Below are 16,843 nucleotides of genomic sequence, written 5' to 3'. Positions count from 1 at the left end.
GAGCCTCTTGCTTGGCGATCCGTTGGGATGCGTGATTGATTGAGTCGGAATGACGTCAGGAGGCCGACGGGGGCGGGGCGGCGCCGCGGAGGAACAGGCGGACGCAGGCGCGCACATAGGCCTCCACCGCCGGAGTGTCGACAGGCCGGTCGGGCAGGATCAGCCGCTCCATCAGAAGATTGCCGGTCACCATGCCGCAGAAGGCCTGGGCCGCCGTATCGGGGTCGGCGACGCGGATCCGTCCCAGAGCCTCCAATTCGCGCAGGCAGCCGGCCATCCGCTCGCGCGTGCGCTCCGGTCCGACGCGGACGAAGGTCTCGACGAGGTCGGGAATGCGGGCACCTTCCGAAATCAGCGTGCGCAGGATCGCCGTCGTCTGCGGTTCCGTCAGCGCATGCATGATATGCAGCGCGATGCGGACCAGCCGCTCCTCCGGATCGGCAACCTGCTCGGAAATGCTGCCGGCGGGGGCATCCAGGGCCAGGGCGTCCGGTGCCATGCCGTCCAGCACCCGGGCGCAATGTTCCTCCATCATGGCGCGGAACAGGCCGTCCTTGTCGCCGAAATGGGCATAGAGCGTCGTGCGCGACCCGCCGGCGAGCCGCAGCACATCGCTGAGCGACGTGCCGGCATAGCCCTTCTCGACGAACAGCGCGGCCGCGGCATCCAGCAGAGCCCGGCAGCGCGCATGGCCGCGGGTGCCCGTTCCGGCGCCGTAATCCACCCCTCTTGCATCGAGCCCCGTATCGGGCATTGCGGAACCCCCTTGCGCGCTGCAGCGTTCTGAATGTATCGTCTGGTACAGTGTACTGTATGAGACAGTACTAAGCAACGGGGATGTGCCGGTCCATCCGCAGCCCGGACCGAAGGCCGGCCCAAAGCCCGGCCGTAGCAGGGAGACGGGACCGCAGACGCGCGGCGCCGAGACGAGGAAAGAGATGTTCAGATCCAACTCATTCATGACGCTGGCCGCGGCTGCTGCGCTGATCGCGGTGCTCGCAGGCTGCAACCAGCAGAAGCAGGCATCCGGCCAGCCCCAGGCAGGCGGTCCGCCGGAAGTTTCGGTCGTCACCATCGAACCGCAGCGACTGACCGTGACGACCGAGCTGCCGGGACGCACCGCCGCCTATCGGGTGGCGGAAATCCGTCCGCAGGTCAGCGGCATCGTGCTGAAGCGCCTGTTCCGCGAGGGCAGCGACGTCAAGGCCGGCGACCAGCTCTACCAGATCGACCCCGCCACCTACGAAGCGTCGCTGGCGAGCGCCTTGGCGGACGTGCAGAAGGCGGAAGCCAACCTGCAGGCCGCGCGCAACAAGGCGGCGCGTTACGGCGACCTGGTGAAGAACAGCGTGGTCAGCAAGCAGGACTTCGACGATGTCCTGGCTTCGATGAAGCAGAATGAGGCGCAGGTGGCCGCTGCCAAGGCAGCCTACAACCTTGCCAGCATCAACCTGAACTATACCAAGGTGTTCGCGCCGATTTCCGGCCGCATCGGCAAGTCGGCGGTCACCGAAGGCGCGCTGGTCACGGCCAGTCAGGCGACGGCGTTGGCGACCATCCAGCAGTTCGACCCGATCTATGTCGACGTGACGCAGACCGCCTCGCAGTTGATGAAGCTGCGCGAGGATATGGCGACCGGCCGCATCCGGCCGGCCGAGCCCGGCAAGATCCCGGTGACGTTGCTGCTGAACAGCAACGCCAGCGGCGCCGACACCCCCTATCCGGTAAAGGGCGAGTTGCAGTTCTCCGACGTGACGGTGGATGCCGGCACCAGTTCGGTCCAGCTGCGGGCGGTCTTCCCCAACCCCAACAAGGACCTGCTGCCCGGGCTTTTCGTTCGCGCCCGCGTGGAGCAGGGCGTCGCCGAGAACGCCATCACCGTCCCGCAGGCGGCGGTCAGCCGTGGACCGGATGGCAGCGCCCGCGTCTGGGTGGTGGGCGCCGACAGCAAGGTGGCCCAGCGTACGATCAAGACCGAGCGCGCGGTCGACAATGTCTGGCTGGTGTCGGACGGGCTGGCCGCCGGCGAGCGGGTGGTCGTCGAAGGCCTGCAGAAGGTCAAGCCGGGTGCCGAGGTGAAGCCGGTGCCGGCCCAGAACGCCCTTGCCGCGCTGCCTGAAAAGGCTGCTTCGGCCCGCTGATCCAGGACACCGTCCGCAGGAACCGCTCCCATGTCAAAATTCTTCATCGACCGGCCGGTCTTCGCCTGGGTCATCGCCATCGTCATCATGATGGCCGGCGCCCTGGCGATCCTGCAACTGCCCGTCGAACAATATCCGAAGATCGCACCGCCGACGGTGTCGATCACCGCCAGCTATCCCGGCGCTTCGGCCAAGACGCTGGAGGACACGGTCACCCAGGTCATCGAACAGAAGATGACCGGGCTCGACCACTTCCGCTACATGTCCTCCACCAGCGACTCTTCCGGCAATGTCAGCATCACGCTGACCTTCGAGCCGGAGGCCAATCCCGACATCGCCCAGGTCCAGGTGCAGAACAAGCTGCAGTTGGCGACCCCCCTGCTGCCGCAGGAGGTCCAGCAGCGCGGCCTTCAGGTGTCGAAGGCCGGCAACGACTTCCTGCTGGTGGTCGGTTTCGTGTCGAGCGACGGGCGCCTCAGCCAGGGTGACATCTCCGACTACGTCACCTCCAACCTGCAGGACACCATCAGCCGTGTGGAGGGCGTCGGCGACGTCACCGTCTTCGGTCCGCAGCATGCCATGCGCATCTGGCTCGATCCCGACGCGCTTAACAATTTCGCGCTGACGACCACCGACGTTTCCAACGCCATCAGTACCCAGAACGCCCAGGTTTCCGCCGGCCAGCTCGGCGGTGCGCCGGCGGTTCCGGGCCAGCAGATCAATGCCACCATCACCGCCCAGTCGCGCCTGCAGACGCCGGAGCAGTTCGGCGCCATCCTGCTGCGCGTCAATCCCGACGGTTCCCAGGTGCGGCTGCGTGACGTGGCGCGGATCGAGATCGGGTCCGAAACCTACGAGATCAATGCCGCCTACAACGGCAAGCCGGCGGCGGGTGTCGGCATCAAGCTGGCGACCGGCGCCAACGCGCTGGACACTGCCGCCGCGGTCAAGGCGCGGGTGGCGGAACTGCAGCCCTTCTTCCCGGAGGGTATCGAGGTCATCTATCCCTACGACACGACCCCCTTCGTTCAGCTGTCGATCGAAGAGGTGATCAAGACGCTGTTTGAGGCCATCGTCCTCGTCTTCGTCGTGATGTACCTGTTCCTGCAGAATTTCCGCGCGACGCTGATCCCGACCATCGCCGTGCCGGTGGTGCTGCTCGGTACTTTCGGGGTGCTGTCGCTCTTCGGATTCTCGATCAACGTGCTGACGATGTTCGGCATGGTGCTGGCCATCGGCCTGCTGGTCGACGACGCCATCGTCGTCGTCGAAAACGTCGAGCGCGTGATGGGCGAGGAGGGCCTGCCCCCGCGCGAGGCGACGCGCAAGTCGATGGACCAGATCACCGGCGCGCTCGTCGGCATCGCGCTGGTGCTGTCGGCGGTGTTCGTGCCGATGGCCTTCTTCGGCGGGTCGGCCGGCGCCATTTACCGCCAGTTCTCGCTGACCATCGTATCGGCGATGGCCTTGTCGGTGCTGGTCGCCCTGGTCCTGACGCCCGCGCTCTGCGCCACCATCCTGAAGCCGGTGGCGGTCGGCCATGGGCATGCCAAGAGGGGCTTCTTCGGCCTGTTCAACCGCGGCTTCGACGCCAGCAGCCGGGTCTATGTCCGCGGCGTGCGCGGTGCGGTGAACCGGCTGGGCCGCTATTTCGTCGCCTATCTGCTGATTCTCGGCGGGCTGGGCTACCTGTTCCTGCAGATGCCCTCCTCCTTCCTGCCGACGGAGGACCGCGGCCAGCTGTTCGTGCTGTGGTCGGCCCCGCCGAACGCCAGCGCGGAGCGCACGGCAGAGACAGCCAAGGCCGTCACCACCTATCTCCTGGAACAGGAGAAGGACAGCGTCGAGGGCCTGTTCTCCATCGTCGGCTTCAACTTCTCCGGTCGCGGCCAGAATGCCGGCATGGCCTTCGTCCGGCTGAAGGACTGGAGCGAGCGTCCCTTGCCGTCGCAGAAGCCGCAGGCCATCGCCGGCCGGGCGATGGGGGCGCTGTCGCGGCTGAAGGATGCGGTGGTCTTCGCCTTCTTGCCGCCGTCGGTCCCCGGCCTGGGCAACGCCACCGGTTTCGACCTGCAGCTGGTCGACCGCGGCGGGCTGGGCCATGACCGGCTGATGCAGGCGCGCAACCAGCTGCTGGGCATGGCGGCGCAGAACCCGAAGCTGGTCGGCGTCCGCCCCAACGGCCTGGAGGACACCCCGCAGTTCAAGCTGGATGTCGACCGCGAGAAGGCGAGCGCGCTCGGCCTGTCGCTCAGCGACATCAACACGACGCTGTCGGCGGCCTGGGGGTCGTCCTATGTCAACGACTTCATCGACCAGGGCCGGGTGAAGAAGGTTTATCTGCAGGCCGACGCGCCCTACCGCATGCAGCCGAGCGACATCGACCGCTGGTATGTGCGCAATACCGCTGGGCAGATGGTCCCCTTCTCCGCCTTCACCACGGCGCAGTGGATCTACGGTTCGCCGAAGCTGGAGCGCTACAACGGCTCGGCATCGATCAACATCCAGGGCGCTCCCGCGCCGGGCATCAGCTCGGGCGAGGCGATGGCCGAGATGGAGGCGATGATGCAGAAGCTGCCTCCGGGCATCGGCTACGAGTGGACCGGCCTGTCCTACGAGGAGCGACTCAGCGGCTCGCAGGCCCCGGCGCTCTATGCCCTGTCGATGATCTTCGTCTTCCTCTGCCTGGCGGCACTCTATGAGAGCTGGTCGGTGCCGGTGTCGGTCATCCTGGTGGTGCCGCTGGGCGTCATCGGCGCGGTCGTCGCGGCGACGCTGCGCAGCCTGCCGAGCGACGTCTATTTCCAGGTCGGCCTGCTGACCACCATCGGCCTGTCGGCGAAGAACGCCATCCTGATCGTGGAGTTCGCCAAGTCGCTCTACGACCAGGGCATGGAGTTGAAGGAAGCGGCGGCGGAGGCCTGCCGCCAGCGCCTGCGGCCGATCATCATGACGTCGATGGCCTTCATCCTCGGCGTGCTGCCGTTGGCGATCAGCACCGGCGCGGGGTCGGAGAGCCAGAACGCGATCGGTGTCGGCGTGATGGGTGGCATGATCTCCGCCACCGTGCTGGCGATCCTGTTCGTGCCGGTCTTCTTCGTCGCGATCTATCGTCTGTTCGTCCGCCGGCGCCCGGACCAGGGCGCCGCACCGCAGCCGGCGGCAGGAGACTGAGCGGAGGGAACGCTTCCGCCGCAGGAACTGAAAAGCGCCGGGTCCCTCGCGGGCCCGGCGCTTTTTCTTACGCGGCAGGATGGAACATCATGGAACAGGTCCGTCCCTTCCGTTCAATCCGTCCACCCCATTCGAACGTGGGACGTCCCACCACCTGACCTGTCGGCTTGCGGGTGGCAGGGCGTTGCCGTCGGGGCTGACCGGGGCTGCTGCTTTGCCAACCGGCGAATGTCAGCCGGTCAGGCCAGCTCGACGCGGTTCCGGCCCGCGTCCTTGGCCCGGTACAGCGCGGCATCGACGCGCTGGAGCAGGCCGTAGGTGTCCTCGCCGGCCCGGCACTGTCCGGCGCCGATGCTGACGGTGATGGAGCTTCCGCACTCCATCTGCTGCGATGCGACGGCCTGCCGGAGATTTTCGAGCACCTGCCCGGCAGCCGCCAGTTCGGTTTCCGGCAGCAGCAGGGCGAATTCCTCGCCGCCCCAGCGGGCGAGCGCATCGGAGCGGCGCAGCCGGGCGGAGAGCGTGCCGGCGACCAGACGGAGGGCGTCGTCGCCCGCCTGATGCCCATGCGTGTCGTTGAAGCGCTTGAAGTGGTCGATGTCGATCAGCGCCAGGACATAGGGCCGGCCGTAGCGCTCCGCTCTGGCCTCGGCCTCGGCAAGCGCCTGCTGGAAGCGGCGGCGGTTCCAGGCCCCGGTCAGCGGATCGTGCATCGCCGCCCGCTGCAGTTCGGCCTCCAGGATCTTGCGCTCGGTGATGTCCAGCAGAACGCCGTTGAAGACCAGGGTGCCGTCGGCGCGCCGTCGCGGCTGGGCGCGTCCCAGCAGCCAGCGCCGGGAATCGGCCGGACCGATCTCCAATTCGCCTTCCCAGACCTTGCCATCCCGTCCGGCCCGCCGCAGGCTGCGGCGGATCCTGGCCCAGCCCTTCAGGCTCATCAGCGGGATCAGGATGCTTGGGGCGGTGAGTTCGGACTCCGGGGTCAAGCCGAACAGCTCTGTGGCGGCGGAACTGAAATAGCCGGCGCGCAGCGCGCCGTCCGGATGAAGCTCTGCCTGGAAGATCGCGCCCGGCAGGGCGTTGGCCAGATCGCTGGCCTGGGCTTCCTGCTCCCGTTCCGCCGTCAGGTCGGAGAAACTCACCACCACGCCGACGATTCCGCTGTGGTTGCGGATCGGGCTGGCGGTCAGGCGGACCGGGAACGGCGTGCCGTCGCTGCGCAGGAATGTGGCGTCGATGTCCCGTGCCGTCTGCCCGGTTTCGGCCACCTGGAAGATGGGGTGGAGCGCCGCAGCGCCTCCCTCCGACCCGGCTGTGCGGCTGTCCGGGGGCAAGTCGGTTGGAGCCGGACTGCTGTAGGTCAGGAAACACCCGATATGACCGCGGGTCAGCTCGCTTTCATGGCGGAAGCCGAGGGCACGGACGGCGACCGGATTGACGAAGGTGAAGTTTCCGGCGCGGTCGATGCCGCAGACCCCGACCTGCACATTTTCCAGCAGCAGGCGGTTGAACTGCTCGGCCTCGATCACGGCGGTCAGGTCATGGATGATGCACAGCAGCAGCTTCCGCCCGGCCAGCAGGATGGGACCGGCATAGACCTGCACGTCGCGCACCGACCCGTCGGCAAGCCGATGATGGAAGCGTTGCGGGTAATGGCCGCCCTCCCACGATGCGATCTCCCGCATCGCCGGCAGGATCGACCGTCCGAGCGCATTGATGTCCCAGACATGGAGGCTGCGCAGCTTTTCGCGGCTGTGGCCGTAGAAGGCGGCCGCCTTGGGATTGGCATCGACGATGGCCCCGTCCCGGCCGGGATCGATCAGCAGGATGGGAGCCGCATTGTTCGCGAACAGCATGTCGAGAATGCCGCCGTCATCCCAGCCCGGTGCGATGGGCCGAACAGGATCGCCGGGCAGTTCGCCATGAGAATCGCGATCACCATGTGGCGCCATCCCAGGCCCTTTCGCTGTCGTGTGGCCGGAGTCGTCCCTGACGCCGGCTGCTACATTCTCCGGTACTCAGATTTGTAGAAAGAGAAATCTAAAGAATGTGTTGTCGCCGGGCGCAGGAATCGAAAATCGGGTGGTTGCCGCATCGTCGGCCGGCCGGCGCTACGTTCCTACGTTTGTGGGAGGGGGGCCGTCCGCAATCGTCCGCTTTGACCGCCGCACCCGTTCCCGCCCCTGAACCCTCGGGACCAGGATCGGGAGGATGGCAGAGGACGACGCTGATCATGCCCCGCATCCTCCTCTGCCGTCCGTTCCTATGTCCGGCTTTTCATGTCCGGTTTTCAGGCCGCGACGCGTTCTTCCTCGGCGTCCACCGCCACCGGCGGCACCCAGGGAATGAGATCCCGGCCGGTGTTGGCCAGCCGCCTGGGTTCGATACGGCCGATCACGCGGGTGCCTTCCTTGGCGATGCGCAGGATGTCGCCATCCTCCGGCACCAGGGCACGCTCGACGCCGCAGGCGCGGGCGAGGCGGGCGTGGGCTTCCATATGCTCGATGGTGCCGTGGACCGGAACCGCGAAGCGCGGGCGGACCAGCTCGTACATGCGGGCGAGGTCGTCGCGCTTGGGGTGGCCGGAGACGTGGACCGGCGCATCGGCCGGGGTGACGATCTCCACCCCCATGCCGCGCAGATGCTCGTGGATTTCGGCCAGCGCCTCCTCGTTGCCGGGGATGGTGCGGGCGGAGAAGATGACGGTGTCGCCCTCTTCCAGCCACAGCTCGCGGTGCTCGTTGCGGGCCAGACGGCTGAGCGCCGCCCGTTCCTCGCCCTGGCTGCCGGTGCACAGGAACACCAGATTCTCGCGCGGGGTCCAGGAGGCCTCGCGGACATCCATGAAGTCCGGCACATGATCCAGATAGCCGCAGGCCTGGGCCGCCTTTTCCATGCGCAGCATGGAGCGGCCGACCAGGACCACCTTGCGCCCGACCGCCGCCGCCGCTTCCGCCACCGCGGTCATGCGGGCGACGTTGGAGGCGAAGCCGGTCACCGCGATGGCGCCAGACCGGTTGGCAAAGGCGCCGATCAGGCCGGCGCGGGCGTCGGCCTCCGATCCGGTGGAGCCGGGAACGTCGGCATTGGTGCTGTCGCACATCATGGCGAGCAGCCCCTCGTTGCCCAGGCGCTTCAGCGCGGCGACATCGGTGGTCCGGCCGATCAGCGGATCGGGATCGAACTTCCAGTCGCCGGTGTGCAGCACCGTGCCGGCCGCCGTGCGGATCGCCAGCGACATCGGTTCGGGGATCGAATGGGTGACGGCGATGGTCTCGATCCGGAAGGGACCGATGGTCAGCGTGTCGCCGATCTCGAAGGTCTGCACCTTGGCGGCGCGGTGGGCGCCCTTTTCCTTCAGCCGGTCGCGGATGATGTGCGAGGCGAAGGGGCTGGCATAGATCGGGCAGCGCAGCCGCGGCCACAGATGGTGGATCGCGCCGATATGGTCCTCGTGCGCATGGGTCACCACCAGGCCGACGACATCCTGCATCCGCTCTTCGATGAAGGTCGGATCGGCCATCAGGCTGTCGACGCCGGGCAACTCGTCGCCGACGAAGGCGACGCCGGCGTCCACGATCAGCCATTTGCCGGCATGGCCGTAGAGCGCCATGTTCATGCCGATGCGGGAACAGCCGCCCAGCGGAAGGAACAGGATCTCGTCCTTGCCCGGAACCGGGCCGGTGGGGCCGCCGCCATGGACCGGAATGGTCGCCGGGCGGGAGCCGTCGAAGTCATCTCGCGGACGCGGGTTGCGGTTGCGTGCGCGGTTGTTCGGCGCCATCCGGCGCCGCTTTGAATCAAACGTCATGCCTCTGTCGTACGTCTCACTTAGGCCGGCATTCGACGCTGCCGGACAGGCGTGCATCGCTCGTCGATGCGGATCTCGGGAGTGGGGGGAAACCCTGCCGGAGGCGCCTGTACGGCGGCCGTCGGACGGCTGGGATCGAATGTTCGGTATGGGCTTATGTGGGCAAAGGGAGACGCACGTCAAGGGCGCGCGTGAAAAGTCACACGAAATGGTGGGGCATTGCTGGGATGCGTGGGGGGGGCAACTGGCGCTTTCAACTGCGCCAAGGCGGTAATGTCGCTAAGTGTCGTTGTAGGAGCTTTGGACTGCTGGCGTGTCCTGGCCAGCTTTGCCGGCGCTCTGGCCGGTTTGCTACCATGCTCAGCTATATAGCTTATTTGAAGCAAAGGCTCGACCGAGGTACGTGAGAGCCACGGATCGATCCTATCGATATCAGCTCATGCCAGAGTGACATATCTATGATTTCCCCGCATCCTGGTATGTGCGGCTAAAAAGGCGTGAAACGGATCATATCAGGGCAATCGCATATGAAGATCATGTTCCTTTTCAAGGAAACCCGTCATCCCCGCGAAGGCGGGGATCCAGGCTTTTTCAACAGATTCGCCATGCGAACTCTGGATCCCCGCCTTCGCGGGGATGACGGAAGTCCCTTCATAGGACTCTAGATTTCAAATGCGATTGCCCTCCGGATCATATCACGCCTTATTGCAATCATAGGGCGATCAATATAAACATATTCATTTCCTTGATTGTGCGCTCAGGGGCGGTCGTTCATTGCGATACAAATGCGATGGTCGGCGATTGTGGGCAAAAAGGGGGGATTATGCTGCGTTTGGTAACGCCAGATCAGGTGACTGATGTCCGGAATCGGATATTGGCAAGCTTTGTTGCAAAGGGGTGTAGATCGCATGCATGCAAGCTTTCAACTCCGGGAGGATCCATCGCAAAGGCTGATCTGCTCTGGTGCCCAGAAATTGGCTTGTGGGGTTACTTCCCCAACGACCTCTTCGACGATAACCGCTGGCCTTGCTGGTTTGGCAGTTCTCTGGAACCGGCGGATGACGCTAAAGTCCTCGGTCCGAGTTTGGAGATCAACCTGCCTGTAGATCCGGAAAACCGTCAGGCAGCCGGTCGCACCCTGGTTGATGACGAGGGACATTTCTACCTCGGTCATAAGGGAGGACTTGGTGGCGGGCGTGGCGGACAGATGTCCATGGCGGAGTTTGCCAAGCGAATCCGCGGCTTCGTAAACGAACCCATTCTTCGCTCAGAAAATGTCGAAGAACGTGTGTTTGTCATCGGCTCTCTCGATGCGCCCGGCTTCCTGCCACGACTGCGCGCTTATATCAAGGAATGCGAGCGTCTGCGAGCCATCGCCAAGATTCGTGCCCAAGGAGCCATGGACGGCTCAATGCTTAGTAACGTTGTTGGCAAAGCTGCCAATTCGGACAGCGGCTTCACGCCAGAAAATGACCAGGACGGCACAGGCAGCGGTTATCCAAGCGATACATATACCATCCGAAGAGAGCATGGGCGTGTTGTTAACGCCTTGCAAAAGACGATTGGCGATCAAGCAGTAAATGGCATGTGTTTCGACATGCGTCCAGACCTCTATGTCCTTGGCCCAAAAGGAAATATGAAAATACTTTTCGAGGTTAAGGTATCTTCAAGCACCCAAAGCTGGTTTACGGCCTTGGGTCAGCTTGTGGTTTATGGTGCCGGCCAGACGCCACCTCCTCAGCGTGTGCTCGTGTGCCCTGCGATGCGCGAAGACCCAAATTTCGGGAAAGCATTGAAGCAACTTGATATCGCTATCGTGACTTATGAAGAGGGAAACCGCGGGCGATTTACTTTCCATGGACTGGATTTAGTGCTGTCTCAGATAAGAAACTGAACCAACACGCATTCTGGTGCTGCGTACCTTTGCGGCTCGTACCATTGTCCTATGACGCGAGCCAAGACACACAGAGAATCAGTCAACCTCAATGCCGAAGGCGGACGCCGCCCTACCGCGTTGCAGGAGGGCGGCACTTCGCCCGAAAGCTCCCAGCCGTCAGTGATTGTCGCGCGGGATCCCCATCGTCTGGGCGACGCGCTGGTACTTGACCGCCGGCTTCAGCACCATGCCCTCATCCAGCTGGTCGACGATGCCGCGCTGGATCTCCTGCCACGGGGTCTGCGACGCCGGGGCGGGGTAGCCGCCGGCCGCCTCCAGCGCGGCCTTGCGGTCGGCAAGCTCCGCTTCGGAGAGCAGGATGTCGGCGCTGCCGCGGCGCAGGTCGATGCGCACGCGGTCGCCGCTGCGCAGAAGGCCGAGGTTGCCGCCGGCCGCCGCCTCCGGCGAGGCGTTGAGGATGGACGGGGAGCCCGAGGTGCCTGACTGCCGCCCGTCGCCGATGCAGGGCAGGGAATGGATGCCCTGCTTGATGAGGTCGGCGGGGGGCCGCATGTTCACCACCTCCGCTGCACCCGGATAGCCGATGGGGCCGGCGCCGCGGATCACCAGGATGGTGTAGGCGTCGATGCCCAGCGATGGGTCGTCGATGCGGTGGTGGTAATCCTCCGGACCGTCGAAGACGACGACCTTGCCCTCGAAGGCTTCCGGATCGCTGGGGTTGGACAGGTAGCGTTCGCGGAACTCGTCGGAGATGACGCTGGTCTTCATGATGGCGGCGTTGAACAGGGTGCCGCGCAGCACGACGAAGCCGGCGTTGATCTTCAGCGGGTCGTCGATGGGGTGGATGACGCGGGTGTCGAGGATCTCGGTGTCGCGGCAGTTCTCGCCGATGGTCCGGCCGTTGACGTTGGGCGCGTCCTCGCGGATCAGGCCCTGGCGCATCAGCTGCGACACCACCGCCGGCACGCCGCCGGCGCGGTGGAAATCCTCGCCCAGATACTCGCCGGCCGGCTGCAGGTTGACCAGCAGCGGCACGCCCAGCCCGTGGGTCTGCCAGTCGTCCACCGTCAGCGGCACGCCGATGTGCTTGGCGATGGCGTTGATGTGGATGGGCGCGTTGGTCGAACCGCCGATGGCGGAGTTGACCACGATGGCATTGAGGAAGGCGTCGCGGGTCAGGATGTCCGACGGCTTGATGTCCTGGCGCACCATCTCGACGATGCGCTTGCCGGTCTCGTAGGCCGCCTGCTGGCGCTCGCGGTAGGGGGCCGGGATGGCGGCGGAGCCCGGAAGCTGCATGCCCAGCACCTCCGCCAGCGAATTCATGGTGGAGGCAGTGCCCATCGTGTTGCAGTAGCCGGTCGAGGGGGCCGAGGAGGCCACCAGCTCGATGAAGCCCTGATAGTCGATCTCGCCGGCCGCCATCAGCTGGCGGGCCTTCCACACGATGGTGCCGGAGCCGGTGCGCTCGCCGCGGAACCAGCCGTTCAGCATCGGGCCGACCGACAGGGCGATGGCCGGAATGTTGACGGTCGCCGCCGCCATCAGGCAGGCCGGGGTGGTCTTGTCGCAGCCGATGGTCAGAACCACGCCGTCCAGCGGATAGCCGTGCAGCACCTCGACGAGGCCGAGATATGCCAGGTTGCGGTCGATGGAGGCGGTCGGGCGCTTGCCGGTCTCCTGGATCGGGTGGACGGGAAACTCGATGGCGATGCCGCCGGCGGTGCGGATGCCCTCGCGCAGACGTTCGGCCAGCACCAGATGGTGGCGGTTGCAGGGGCTGAGGTCGGATCCGGTCTGGGCGATGCCGATGATGGGCGCGCCGGACTGCAGCTCCTCCCGCGTCAGGCCGAAGTTCAGGTAGCGCTCCAGGTAGAGCGCCGTCATGTCGGGGTTGGCAGGGTTGTCGAACCACGCGCGCGACCGCAGCCGACGCCCTGAATCGGAAGAGTTGGGGGGGAAGGGGGGCTTCGTATCGGACATATCGGCACCGGTTTCAGGTTGGGGCGCGGGCCGGATCGGCGGCGCCGGAGTTGGGGGTGCGTTGCTGTGGCGTTACCAGTCGAAGGCGTCGGTGCGGTGCCAGCGCCCGACCATGCAGGCGTCGGCGACCAGGGACAGCGGGCGGGCGTCGACGTCGCTCGCCCCATCGCCTATCAACCGGTGGAAATGGCGATAGATGCGCTGGTACTCGGTATCGGGCTCTGCCAGCACCGGCACGCCGTCCACCGTCAGGCGGGTGCCGCCATGGGTGAGGTCGAGGCGGCCGTCTTCGGTCTCGATCACGATGGACCAGGTCTGCTCGCCCTGCTGGAGGAAGTCGAAATCGGCGGTGACGCGGCCGATGCGGGATCCGGGGGCGGCCGACATCTCCAGCGTCGCGGCGATGGGCGTGTCGCGGTTGGCCGGGGCATGCAGCTCGGCGGCGCGGACGAAGACCGGGGCCGGCAGGATGTCGGTCAGGATCGACAGGGCGTTGATGCCGGGATCGAAGACGCCGAAACCACCGGCCGCGAAGATCCAGTCCTGGCCCGGATGCCAGCGCCGGACATCCTCCTTCCAGGTGATTGCGACGCTGCGGATATCCGCCTCCGCCAGCCGGCGCTTCGTTTCCTCGACCGCCGGGTTGAACTGCGAATGCCAGGCGGTGAACAGGGTGCGGCGGGCGGTCTCCGCCTCCGCCACCAGATCGTGGAGCTCCGACAGGGTGGCGGCGGGCGGCTTCTCGATCAGCACATGCTTGCCGGCGCGGAGCGCCTCCACCGTCAGGCCGTGGCGGACGGCGGGCGGGGTGCAGAGCGCCACGGCATCCAGGCCGGGCAGGGCCGCCAGCATCTCCGCCTGGGAGCGGAAGGTCGGCACGCCGTCGGTTGAGGCGCCGTCCGGGCTGACCACGGCGGCCAGCTGGAACAGGCCGGTGGCGGCAATGGCCGGGATATGCTGGTCGCGGGCGATCTTTCCCAGACCGACGAGGCCGAGGGTGGGGAGCGTCATGGCGATTGTCCGGTCGGGGCGGAAGGCCTCAGGCCTTGCCCTTGTTGTAGACGTCGAAGCAGACGGCGGCGAGCAGCACCAGACCCTTGATTACCTGCTGCCAGTCGATGCCGATCCCGAGGATCGACATGCCGTTGTTCATCACGCCCATGATGAAGGCACCGATCACCGCACCGGTCACCCGGCCGACACCGCCCGACGCCGAGGCGCCGCCGATGAAGCAGGCGGCGATCACGTCCAGCTCGAACGACACGCCGGCCTTCGGCGTCGCGGTGTTGAGCCGGGCGGCGAAGATCAGGCCGGCCAGCGCGGCCAGCACGCCCATGTTGACGAAGGTGTAGAAGGACAGGCGGCGGGTGTCGATGCCCGAAAGCTTGGCGGCCTTCTCGTTGCCGCCCAGCGCGTAGATGCGCCGGCCGATGGTGGTGTCGCGGGTGACGAAGGCATAGATGCCGATCAGCAGCGCCATGATGATCAGGACGTTCGGCAGCCCTTTGTAGGAGGCCAGCAGCATGCCGATATAGGCGACCACCGCGAACAGCCCGGCGCTCTTCAGCAGGAACAGCGGTAGCGGCTCCTGTTCGATGGCGAAGCGGTGGCGGCGGATGCGGGCGGCGACGCTGAGGCCGATGATGATCGCCGGCGTCACCAGGCAGAGCAGAAACGTGGTGGTGTGGAAGCCGGCCGTGCCGAAGACATCCGGGATGAAGCCGGAGCTGAGGCGCTGGAACTCCACCGGGAAGGGACCGACCGACTGGCCGGCCAACAGCGCGAGGCTGAGGCCGCGGAAGACCAGCATGCCCGCCAGCGTCACGATGAAGGACGGGATGCGGAAATAGGCGACCCAATACCCCTGTGCCGCGCCGATGGCGGCACCGGCCAGCAGGCAGAGGATGGCGGTCGGGATGAAATGCAGGTGGAACTGCACCATCAGGATGGCCGCGAGCGCGCCGATGAAGCCGACGATGGAGCCCACCGACAGATCGATGTGCCCGGCGACGATCACCAGCAGCATGCCCAGCGCCATGATGACGATGTAGCTGTTCTGCAGGACGAGGTTGGTCAGGTTCAACGGCTGCAGCAGCGTGCCGTTGGTCATGTATTGGAAGAAGGCCACGATCGCCAGCAGCGAGATCAGCATGCCGTAATCGCGCATGTGGCTCTTCAGGAACTTGGCCATGGAGGCCTGGCGCGGCGCGGCGGCGGGCAGATTCAATTCGGCGCTCATTGCAGGGACTCCCGGGCAACCATGGTCTGCGTGACCGCCGGAGGCTTCGCGGTCGACGACATGATGGCGTGCATGATCTTTTCCTGGCTGGCCTCGGCCGCCGGCATCTCGGCGACCAGTGCGCCCTCGTTCATCACATAGATGCGGTCGGCGACGCCCAGCAGCTCCGGCAACTCCGAGGAGATCAGGATGACGCCGCGGCCTTCGGCCACCAGCTGGTTGACGATGGTGTAGATTTCATATTTGGCGCCGACATCGATGCCGCGGGTCGGCTCGTCCAGGATCAGCACCTGCGGGTCGGCGAACAGCCATTTGCTGAGCACGACCTTCTGCTGGTTGCCGCCGGACAGATTGACCGTCTGCTGGAACACGTCGGAACAGCGGATGCGCAGGCGGCGGCGGAAGTCGTTGGCGACCTCGATCTCGCGCTCGTGGTGGATGACGCCGCGCTTGGCGACGCCGTCCAGGTTGGCCAGCGTCACGTTGTGGCGGATGTCGTTGTCCAGCACGAGGCCGTAATGCTTGCGGTCCTCGGTGGCATAGGCGAGGCCGGCGTCCATCGCCTTGGCTATGGTGGACAGATCGACCTCCCGCCCGCCGAGGAAGGCCCGGCCGCGGATGTTGCGGCCATAGCTGCGGCCGAACAGGCTCATGGCGAATTCGGTGCGGCCGGCGCCCATCAGGCCGGCGATGCCCACCACCTCGCCCCGGCGGACATGCAGGTCGATGTCCTTCACCACGCGGCGTCCGGCATGGATCGGGTGATCGGCGCTCCAGCCCTTCACCTCCAGCAGGATGTTGCCGGGCTTGCTGGTGCGGCGGGGATAGCGGTCGGCAAGGTCGCGGCCGACCATGCCCTTGATGATGCGGTCCTGGCTGATCGGGCCGTCATGGCAGTCCAGCGTCTCCACCGTGGTGCCGTCGCGCAGGATGGTGACGCGGTCGGCGACCTTGGCGATCTCGTTCAGCTTGTGCGAGATCAGGATGGAGGAGATGCCCTGGTCCTTGAAGCGCAGCAGCAGCTCCAGCAGCGCGTCGCTGTCGCTTTCGTTCAGGCTGGCGGTCGGCTCGTCCAGGATCAGCAGCTTGACCTGCTTCGACAGCGCCTTGGCGATCTCCACCAGCTGCTGCTTGCCGACGCCGATGTCGGTGATCAGGGTTTCCGGCGAATCCGTCAGCCCGACCATGCGCAGCAGGTCGCGGGCGCGGGCGGTGGCGGCCACCCAGTCGATCCGGCCCCGTTTCGCCTGCTCGTTGCCGAGGAACAGGTTCTCGGTGATCGACAGCAGCGGGACCAGCGCCAGTTCCTGGTGGATGATGATGATGCCCAGCTTCTCGCTGTCGGCGATGCCGCGGAAGGCGGCGGGCTGGCCGCGGAACCGGATCTCGCCGTCATAGGTGCCGTGCGGATAGACGCCGCTCAGCACCTTCATCAGCGTCGATTTGCCGGCGCCGTTCTCGCCGATCAGCGCGTGGATCTCCCCCTCGCGGACCGAGAGGTTGACGTTGTCGAGCGCCTTGACGCCCGGAAACGTCTTGGTGATGCCGCGCATCTCAAGAATGCTGTCCATGGATGACCCCCGATCGCCCGCCTGCAT

The 16,843-nt window shown here is 66.0% G+C and carries 10 protein-coding genes; 3 read left to right on the top strand and 7 right to left on the bottom strand.

The window, feature by feature from the left end:
* Positions 1-55: 55 nt before the first annotated feature.
* Positions 56-754, bottom strand: a complete 699-nt coding sequence (locus AZOLI_RS28890; RefSeq protein ID WP_014250205.1) for a TetR/AcrR family transcriptional regulator — start codon at positions 752-754, stop codon at positions 56-58.
* Between the two features lie 184 nt (positions 755-938).
* Here AZOLI_RS28890 and AZOLI_RS28885 point away from each other — a divergent pair, with 184 nt between their 5' ends.
* Together AZOLI_RS28885 and AZOLI_RS28880 are read left to right on the top strand one after the other, a co-directional pair.
* Entirely contained in the window at positions 939-2,141 is a 1,203-nt protein-coding gene (locus AZOLI_RS28885; RefSeq protein WP_014250204.1) for an efflux RND transporter periplasmic adaptor subunit, read from the top strand.
* A gap of 30 nt (positions 2,142-2,171) precedes the next feature.
* Positions 2,172-5,315 carry an efflux RND transporter permease subunit gene (locus AZOLI_RS28880; RefSeq protein WP_014250203.1) on the top strand — a complete coding sequence of 1,048 codons (3,144 nt, stop codon included), beginning with the start codon at positions 2,172-2,174 and terminating at the stop codon, positions 5,313-5,315.
* 239 nt (positions 5,316-5,554) lie between these two features.
* Here the strand turns inward: AZOLI_RS28880 and AZOLI_RS28875 are convergent, their stop codons facing one another.
* A complete protein-coding gene (locus tag AZOLI_RS28875; RefSeq protein ID WP_162488507.1) occupies positions 5,555-7,267 on the bottom strand; it encodes a sensor domain-containing diguanylate cyclase in 1,713 nt (570 codons plus the stop codon).
* Positions 7,268-7,605: 338 nt separating this feature from the next.
* On the bottom strand, positions 7,606-9,126 hold the full coding sequence (locus AZOLI_RS28870) for a ribonuclease J (RefSeq protein ID WP_244442689.1): 1,521 nt from the start codon (positions 9,124-9,126) through the stop codon (positions 7,606-7,608).
* Positions 9,127-9,916: 790 nt separating this feature from the next.
* Here AZOLI_RS28870 and AZOLI_RS31985 point away from each other — a divergent pair.
* Positions 9,917-11,020 carry a hypothetical protein gene (locus AZOLI_RS31985; RefSeq protein ID WP_162488506.1) on the top strand — a complete coding sequence of 368 codons (1,104 nt, stop codon included), beginning with the start codon at positions 9,917-9,919 and terminating at the stop codon, positions 11,018-11,020.
* A 159-nt stretch (positions 11,021-11,179) separates the two neighbouring features.
* Here AZOLI_RS31985 and AZOLI_RS28865 read toward each other — a convergent pair whose 3' ends face one another.
* The 4 genes from AZOLI_RS28865 to mmsA all read right to left on the bottom strand — a co-directional run bounded on the left by AZOLI_RS28865 (position 11,180) and on the right by mmsA (position 16,816).
* Positions 11,180-13,006, bottom strand: coding sequence for an IlvD/Edd family dehydratase (locus AZOLI_RS28865; protein WP_044553563.1), 1,827 nt, complete (start codon positions 13,004-13,006; stop codon positions 11,180-11,182).
* A gap of 72 nt (positions 13,007-13,078) precedes the next feature.
* Positions 13,079-14,017, bottom strand: coding sequence for a Gfo/Idh/MocA family protein (locus tag AZOLI_RS28860; RefSeq protein WP_014250195.1), 939 nt, complete (start codon positions 14,015-14,017; stop codon positions 13,079-13,081).
* Between the two features lie 28 nt (positions 14,018-14,045).
* Positions 14,046-15,245 carry a multiple monosaccharide ABC transporter permease gene (gene mmsB, locus AZOLI_RS28855; protein ID WP_014250194.1) on the bottom strand — a complete coding sequence of 400 codons (1,200 nt, stop codon included), beginning with the start codon at positions 15,243-15,245 and terminating at the stop codon, positions 14,046-14,048.
* Complete coding sequence (gene mmsA, locus AZOLI_RS28850; RefSeq protein ID WP_014250193.1) at positions 15,242-16,816, bottom strand: multiple monosaccharide ABC transporter ATP-binding protein; 1,575 nt, start codon at positions 16,814-16,816, stop codon at positions 15,242-15,244. The genes mmsB and mmsA overlap by 4 nt, the downstream gene beginning before the upstream one ends.
* Positions 16,817-16,843 lie beyond the last annotated feature (27 nt).

Source organism: Azospirillum lipoferum 4B, assembly GCF_000283655.1.
Taxonomy (GTDB): Bacteria; Pseudomonadota; Alphaproteobacteria; order Azospirillales; family Azospirillaceae; genus Azospirillum; species Azospirillum lipoferum_C.
The sequence above is the reverse complement of the archived record's forward strand: the minus strand, read 5'-3'. Positions and strand labels throughout refer to the sequence as shown.